Consider the following 7,384-nt stretch of genomic DNA (forward strand, 5'->3'; position numbering starts at 1 on the left):
CAGCGGCTAGGTTCTCATAGGTTGAGAATGTTACAGTATTCTACCAATCAAATAAATATTTTTTTAATTTACTTTGGTTATTATATTAAATTAAACTTAGTTGTTAAGTGTTATAGTTTTTAATTATGAGAAGTGAAAATGTTTTGGGAAAATGGTATTCGTCAAAAACACGTCTTCTAATTCATCTCCTATTTTGGATAGGGGTGTTAGTCTTATATTTTTTTACTTATGAAAGGCTGGTTGGTAAATATTACTGGATTTTCACTCTTAGTGATTTTATCGTTACAGCAAGTTTGTTTTATTTAGCTTCTTGGATAATGCCAAATTTAGTGGCAAAAGGTAAAATAGTACCAACATTATTATTTTCTCTATTTGCTTATTTTTGGTGGGTCAACGTCAACTATTTTGCCTGTAAAATGGCAATCAATTTTATTCCACCATCTGAGGAGAGAATATACAATTATTTTAATATTTTTCTTGGGGACGGTTATCTAGGTGTCTATAAACTAGAGAAGATTCCTGATTTTATACTTGATTTCTTGTTTTTAGTATCCCTCCCTTTGTCGATAAAATTAACAAAAGTAATATTTGATGACGCTTATAAGTTAACAGTTTCAGAGCGCGATAGGTTTAGTCTTGAGCGGGATAAGATGAGGCTAGAGCGAGATAATCTGAAATTGGAGCTAGAGATATTAAAATCTCAGGTGGCTCCACATTTTCTTTTTAATACATTGAATAGTATCTATAGATTGGCTGAAAAGGATTCCCCGAAAACCGCGGAATCAATAATGCAGCTCTCTAACATGCTTGGATATACACTATATCAAACTGATGACGATAAAATATATCTGTCAAAGGAAATTCAATTCCTGCGCGCGTACCTTAATCTGATTACAACTAAGTTTGAACAGTATGTAAAATTAGATTTTCAAATAGATGAAATTAATGATCCTTATTGGATTGTCCCGCTTATGCTTCTGCCATTTATTGAAAATGCTATTAAACATGGTCCCGAACGAAGTAGAATTAATGCTTGGATTAAAATATCATTAGGTTTAAATGAGGGAATTTTAAATTTTTTAGTTGCAAATGGCGTAAATAGAGATAGTAAAGAGCCTCCAAAAGGGGGGATTGGCTTACAAAACGTCAAAAGAAGATTAGAATTGAATTATAGTAACAAATATTCTCTGGATATTAATGAAGAGCCTGATAGTTACACTGTTTTTTTGAAAATTGACATGAATAATTGAGAGAAATGATTAAATGTATTGTAATTGATGACGAGGAATTGGCGCAAGATATACTTGTGTCGCATTTAAGGAAAATTCCTAATGTCGAAGTTTTAGGGGGCTATAGCAATGCGCTAGACGCTATGGCGATTGTAAAGTCTAATACAGTCGATCTTGTTTTTTGTGATATACGGATGCCAGATCTAGATGGAGTAACGTTTCTAAAAAGCTTGAAAAATCCACCGTTATTTGTATTTGTGACTGGGGATCCAAATTATGCTATTGAAGGGTATCAATTAAATGTACTAGATTATGTTTTAAAGCCCTTTGGAGTAGAAAGACTTATTCAAACTATTGAAAAGGCTGAGGCATTTCTAGAATCCGAAAGAAATAATAACTCTGGATTGAATTTTCTGATAATCAAGGATAGATCAAATATTATTATTACACCATACAATGAAGTATTTTATATCAAAGGCGATAAAGATTATGTGCTGATTGAAACCTTAGAAAAAAAATATAATGTTTGGAAGAAGCTGATTGATATGGAAGAAGCCTTGATCGGTGCTAAACAGTTTATTCGCGTTCACAAATCCTATATTGTTAACTTGGATTTTGCCAAAAGAGTGGAGGGAAATATTATAAAAATGAGGGGAAGTCTTGACGATATTCCAATAGGAGGTCAATATAAAATTGAACTTTACAAACGTTTAGGAATAAGCTGAAATTAGATCCTGTTTAAAAGCATCTGGTTTAAAAAGGTTATGACTTCTGCGGGTTTTCATCAGTTTATGTAATAAAGCGAATAGGGACACTTTATTACATAAATTGTTTTTAATTTCAGAGGTATGGATTTTTAGGTATTTCGACTAGCTTATATCCCTCTTTCTTTAGCGATTCCTGTAATTCTATGTCTGGAAGGGTTTTAAATATGATAATGCTTAAAGACTGACTTGGTACTATGCCCAAATTTGATAAGAAATCCCTGAGACCTTTTTTGAGGAGAATTTTTCTAAACTTCTTCTCAGACTTTAACGCGGGTATTTTTTCACTTCCAGGGAACCAGAAATTTGGATTGAAACTTTTGATCGCTACCATGGGTAAATTAATACCGGCTGCAAATTTTTCCATTTCTCTTTCGGAGACCTTATAGACGAAATTGCCCACAGCTTCGTAAGAAAAACGGTTCTTCCATATTTTATTTACTAAACTATATTTTATCTTCTCTAAAACATTGCTCATAAATAACAGAAAGGGCATTCTCATGATTGGATCTTGTGGCTCAATAATAACAATTCCTTTTTTTGCTACGCGGATCATTTCATAAAGAGCGGCATAGGGCCGTGGAAAATGATGATAGGTCTCTTTACACAAAATATAGTCTATGCTACTATTTTCGAACGAGAGATTTTCTGCATTTTCGGCCGAGTAGTGTTCAATAATGCCAACTTCTTTAGATACGGAAAGAAATTCATCACTTATATCGGAAGCAATTACATGCTGAACGCCACTTTCGATTAAATAATTTGCATCATGCCCGTAAGCGTCACCTACGGTCAGCCAAGATGCATTCTTATATTTTGTAATGGGTTTGACACATTCAAAAAACTGATTCTGTAACCAATGGTTTATTGTACCTTTATATGTTTTTATTCCATTTAGCAAGGCTATCTTCTGTTTTTTTTCGGGGAAGAGATTCGTATACCAATTGGAATGTCTATTGTAACTGTCTTCTTGAAATGGTTTTATACTTTCCATATATTTGATTGCTTTGAATCGTATAAAATACCATCGAACTCTCGATTAATCAAAAAATCTCGACCAACGTCATTTTGACCTATACCAACTCTCTTTTTACTTAGATGCCATGGCTGTAGTATGGTCTTTCATGATGAAGATGCTTGGAAGCAGTTTAGCAATAGAGAATATGTTTTGGTGTGAGCTTGTAAAGAAAAACGCCAGAAATGGTTAATTCCTGGCGTTTAATCATAGTGTGAATTTTATGACGACTGAAGTTTTGATTGCTTAAATCATCCATTTAAATAGGCTGGCTCCCCAAGAGAAACCAGCACCAAAGGCGGTTAACATGACTAAATCACCTGTATTTAATTTTTTAATATTCTGCCAGATACACAATGGGATCGTGGCGGCAATAGTGTTTCCTAAATATTCAATATTACTCAAGGCTCTGTCTTCTGCTATATTCAGGCTGCGCCCAACAGCATCAATAATGCGCTGATTGGCCTGATGGGGAATTAACCAGTTGATATCTTCAATCTGAAGGCTGTTACGTTGTAAAACGGTGTTACAGGCATCGCTCATGGACTGTACTGCATGTCTGAATACGGTCTTACCGTCTTGTTTCAGAAATCTGTTGTCATTAACAGGAAGATTGCTATCGATAGGATACAAAGAACCTCCAGCCTCTATTTTTAAAAATTCTCTTCCTGAACCGTTGCTACAAAGATAAGCGTCCATGATTCCGCCCTCTAAGGAAGGTTCTAGCCATATAACGCCAGCACCATCACCAAAAAGGATGTTGGTTGAACGGTCTTTTAGATCTACATAAGTGCTGATATTGTCTGCACCAACGACGAGCACGTTTTTATAACGTCCTGTCTCCACAAGCGCAGAAGCCATGTCCAGGGCGTATAAGAATCCAGAGCATGCAGCATTGACGTCAAAAGCCCAAACATTCGTAAGACCTAATTTTTCTAAAATGATATTTGCTGTCGCCGGCATAGGCATATCTGGCGTCGAAGTAGCCACAATTAGGGCATCTACATCATTCAGATTTTTATGATATTGTTTCGCCAAATCGTGTATAGCTTTCACAGCCATGTCTGACGTGGCAAGATTCTCTTCTAAAATTCTCCGCTCCTTAATACCTGTACGTTTGATAATCCACTCATCGGATGTATCGCAAAACTGTTCTAAATCTGTATTCGATCTTTTGTTTGGTGGAATGTATCCGCCAACACCAGTTATTGCTGCATATGGCCTGCTGGGTATTCTCTCCGTCATAAATTAATGTACTCTATTCTCTCTCTTATTATATAGCTATCCCACTAGAAATAGCCCGTGCGTTTTCGCGCCGTAAAACTACGGTTAATTTATGCGATTAATAAGTGAAAAAGTTGATTTTTGACAAAATAATTACGTTTTGACAACACTTTTAACTGTTTTTTACGTATTTGCTATACTAATCTTTTAATCGGTCTTGATGGAACGGAATTAAATATTGAATGAGCTTGTTTTTTCGAAATTTTAATCTAATCAGGTGCGTCCAAATTGAAAAATAGTCTAGCAATTTTTGCCTATCGTCCTGGTCAGGAAGAGCGTCGAGCCTGTTCTAAAAGTGATGCCAAAATAACGATCCCTTCTTCAATCAGTTCCTCCGATAAGGATCCATATCCCAGTCGAATTCCACCAAAAACATTTCCTCGGCTGTAGTTTTCGGGATGCGGTATATGGACCGATTTTTCGGTTAGTTTTTTAAAGAGGAATGCCCAGTCGATTTGATGTTTAAAAGATAGCCAGACAGCTAGCCCACCCTGCGGACAGGTATAATCAACATGATCCTTAAGGTGCATATCCAATTGACTGATCATAAAATCGCGCTTCTTTTTGTAAAGCTGTGTAGCTTTTCGGATATGCCTGCGGATTGTTCCATCCTGAATCAGTTCCAGTACAGCTTGCTCCATAATATTGTCGCCCTGGATATCGATGATGTAGCGGAGATCGACAACCTGTTGCAGCAGCTGCTCGTTCCGTGTCGCAAGATAACCGATACGGAGGGCGGGAGCGACAACTTTGCTCAGTGTCCCGATGTAAACGGTATTGATCAGCTCCTGCTGGGAAGCAAGCGGATAATAAGGCGTTTGTTCGAAATGAAATTCGTAATCGTAATCATCCTCAATGATAGTGAAGTTATATTGGTTGGATAACGCTATTAATTGTGATCTTCGTTCTTTGCTTAATGTTACAGTGGTTGGATACTGTCGATGCGGGGTCAGGTAAAGCGCCTTAATAGGATTCTTTTTCACTAAATGAGGCAGCAGTTCTTCAACGATAAGACCATCGGCATCGACGGGGATTGGAATCAATCTTGCGCCGGCTTTTTCAAAGATCTTCCAGGCCGAATGGTATCCTGGGGACTCCACAAAGATATAATCATCGTGCTGTAACAGGCACTGGGCGACCAGATACATGGCCATTTGGCTCCCTCGACTGACACAGAGATTATCTTTATTAATATGCATTTTACGTTCGATGTTAAGCATATTGGCGATTTCTTCCCGAAAATCAAGATGTCCCCGCGGATCGGCATAACCCATCATTTTCCAGCGCGCACTGCGTTTAAAAATCTGACGATAGGCCCGGCCAAGCTGTTCTACCGGTGCGATCTTGCTGTCTGGATTTCCGTCATCGAAGATAATACCTATAGGAGGCTGATGATCCGACAATTCGTTTCTCTGTGCGATATAGAGGTTGGAGCCATAGGGTAATTGTTGTGCTACGAATATACCTCTGCGGGCTTGACTAACCAGCCAGCCTTCGCTGAGCAACAATTGAATGGCATCAACTACCGTATTCCGGTTTAAGTTTAACTGGGCGGCCAGTGATCTGCTGCTGGGCAACACTGTTCCCTTTGGCAGCCTGCCAGATTGTATATCAGCAGCAATACCATCCGCTATTTGGATGTAAATCGCTTTTGAGGAGGATCTGTCAATATCCAGTGTTAAATTCCAAGGTCTAAGCATGAGGCTATGGTATCAGGTAATTGTTCAAAGATACAATTGTTCTTCATGATTAAAATATATTGGATAGCTGCTGTTTGATCGCTGATCTGCTATTTTATTCAAGATGAGCTATTTTGTTTGTTGTCTATATGGTCTGGACCAGTAATAAATAACCGTCTTGGACTAGGAATTAGAGGTAATTTAAATAGATTTTTGAATTTTACTAATGCTAAGCGATCCATGAAACCATTTCCCGTTTTTGAGAAAGTTGATATTGCCATTGAGCATGCTCTTGGCTGTTTTGTTTACGATGACCAGCAGCAGGCATATCTGGATATGTACGGCGGTCATGCCGTTATTTCTGTCGGGCATAGCCATCCTCATGTTGTTAAACAGGTTTTACAGCAGATGAATAAAATTGGATTTTATTCGAATGCTGTAAAAAACGATTTGCAGGATCGTTTGGCCCGTCGCTTGGGCATTGCCTGTGGTTATCCAGATTACGCTGTTTTTTTTAGCAATTCAGGCGCCGAGGCAAATGAAAATGCACTGAAGCTTGCTTCTTTCCATACCGGAAGGAAGAAGGTATTGGCAATGTCCAATGCGTTTCACGGAAGAACTTCAGCAGCGGTTTCGGCGACGGACATCCGGTCAATTCGGGCACCATTAAATGACAGTGAACAATTTGTCTTTACACCTTTCAACGAGATTTCCAGTTTGAAAGGACAATTGGAAACTGAAGAATACTGTGCTGTCATTATTGAACCTATTCAAGGTGTCGGGGGAATTCATCAGGCAAGTCATAGTTTCTTGCAGGAAGTAAGAGCAATCTGCACGAAAACTGGCACCATGCTTATTTTGGATGAAATTCAATGTGGATATGGACGTACGGGACTTTTCTTTGCGCATCAGCATGCAGGAATAGAAGCTGATTTAATTACCGTTGCTAAAGGAATTGCTAATGGGCTGCCTATGGGAGCGACAATTATTTCGCCTAAAATTAAACCGGTCATCGGGCAACTGGGGACGACCTTCGGCGGAAGCCATGCAATCTGCGCGGCAGCGTTGGCAGTACTCGATGTGATCCATAATGAACAGCTGATCGAAAATGCGGCAGCTGTAGGGGGATTTTTGTTGGCTGAATTGAGAAAAATGGACGGTGTAGGCGAGGTGAGAGGTCAGGGTTTGATGATTGGTGTCGAGTTTGAGAACGATATCCAGCAACTTAGAGAAAACCTCCTTTTTTCTGAAAAGATTTTTACAGGATATGCAGGACACTACACCCTCCGTTTATTACCACCACTGTGTTTCAGCAGAGAACATGCTGTGCTATTTTTGGAGAGTCTACGGAAGCTCATACAACAAGAGAAATCATCCTTCACTGTTTCGGTACATTGATTGATTGATTGATTG

Annotated in this window: 6 protein-coding genes; 3 read left to right on the top strand and 3 right to left on the bottom strand. The window is 38.4% G+C overall.

The features are described from left to right. Positions 1-125 precede the first annotated feature (125 nt). Positions 126-1,250, top strand: a complete 1,125-nt coding sequence (locus tag B3C94_RS13145) for a sensor histidine kinase (protein WP_293904350.1) — start codon at positions 126-128, stop codon at positions 1,248-1,250. A 5-nt stretch (positions 1,251-1,255) separates the two neighbouring features. Beyond that, positions 1,256-1,954, top strand: coding sequence for a LytR/AlgR family response regulator transcription factor (locus B3C94_RS13150; protein WP_293904351.1), 699 nt, complete (start codon positions 1,256-1,258; stop codon positions 1,952-1,954). Positions 1,955-2,069: 115 nt separating this feature from the next. On the opposite strand, the gene B3C94_RS13155 is transcribed toward B3C94_RS13150, so the two are convergent. The 3 genes from B3C94_RS13155 to B3C94_RS13165 all read right to left on the bottom strand — a co-directional run bounded on the left by B3C94_RS13155 (position 2,070) and on the right by B3C94_RS13165 (position 5,992). Then, positions 2,070-2,987 carry a class I SAM-dependent methyltransferase gene (locus B3C94_RS13155; RefSeq protein ID WP_293904352.1) on the bottom strand — a complete coding sequence of 306 codons (918 nt, stop codon included), beginning with the start codon at positions 2,985-2,987 and terminating at the stop codon, positions 2,070-2,072. 267 nt (positions 2,988-3,254) lie between these two features. Further along, complete coding sequence (locus tag B3C94_RS13160) at positions 3,255-4,253, bottom strand: beta-ketoacyl-ACP synthase III (RefSeq protein ID WP_293904354.1); 999 nt, start codon at positions 4,251-4,253, stop codon at positions 3,255-3,257. 305 nt (positions 4,254-4,558) lie between these two features. Beyond that, positions 4,559-5,992 (bottom strand): PLP-dependent aminotransferase family protein, encoded by a 1,434-nt coding sequence (locus B3C94_RS13165; RefSeq protein WP_293904356.1) that lies wholly within the window; start codon positions 5,990-5,992, stop codon positions 4,559-4,561. 219 nt (positions 5,993-6,211) lie between these two features. On the opposite strand from B3C94_RS13165, the gene B3C94_RS13170 reads away from it, so the two are divergent. Then, complete coding sequence (locus B3C94_RS13170) at positions 6,212-7,369, top strand: aspartate aminotransferase family protein (protein WP_293904358.1); 1,158 nt, start codon at positions 6,212-6,214, stop codon at positions 7,367-7,369. Positions 7,370-7,384: the final 15 nt, after the last annotated feature.

This window comes from Sphingobacterium sp. UBA5670, assembly GCF_002420705.1.
Classification (GTDB): domain Bacteria; phylum Bacteroidota; class Bacteroidia; order Sphingobacteriales; family Sphingobacteriaceae; genus Sphingobacterium.

Bases quoted from the DNA above. Each gene is read 5' to 3' on its own strand.
- B3C94_RS13145 (WP_293904350.1), top strand. From the start codon at position 126: ATGAGAAGTGAAAATGTTTTGGGAAAATGGTATTCGTCAAAAACACGT.
- B3C94_RS13150 (WP_293904351.1), top strand. From the start codon at position 1,256: ATGATTAAATGTATTGTAATTGATGACGAGGAATTGGCGCAAGATATA.
- B3C94_RS13155 (WP_293904352.1), bottom strand. From the start codon at position 2,987: ATGGAAAGTATAAAACCATTTCAAGAAGACAGTTACAATAGACATTCC.
- B3C94_RS13160 (WP_293904354.1), bottom strand. From the start codon at position 4,253: ATGACGGAGAGAATACCCAGCAGGCCATATGCAGCAATAACTGGTGTT.
- B3C94_RS13165 (WP_293904356.1), bottom strand. From the start codon at position 5,992: ATGCTTAGACCTTGGAATTTAACACTGGATATTGACAGATCCTCCTCA.
- B3C94_RS13170 (WP_293904358.1), top strand. From the start codon at position 6,212: ATGAAACCATTTCCCGTTTTTGAGAAAGTTGATATTGCCATTGAGCAT.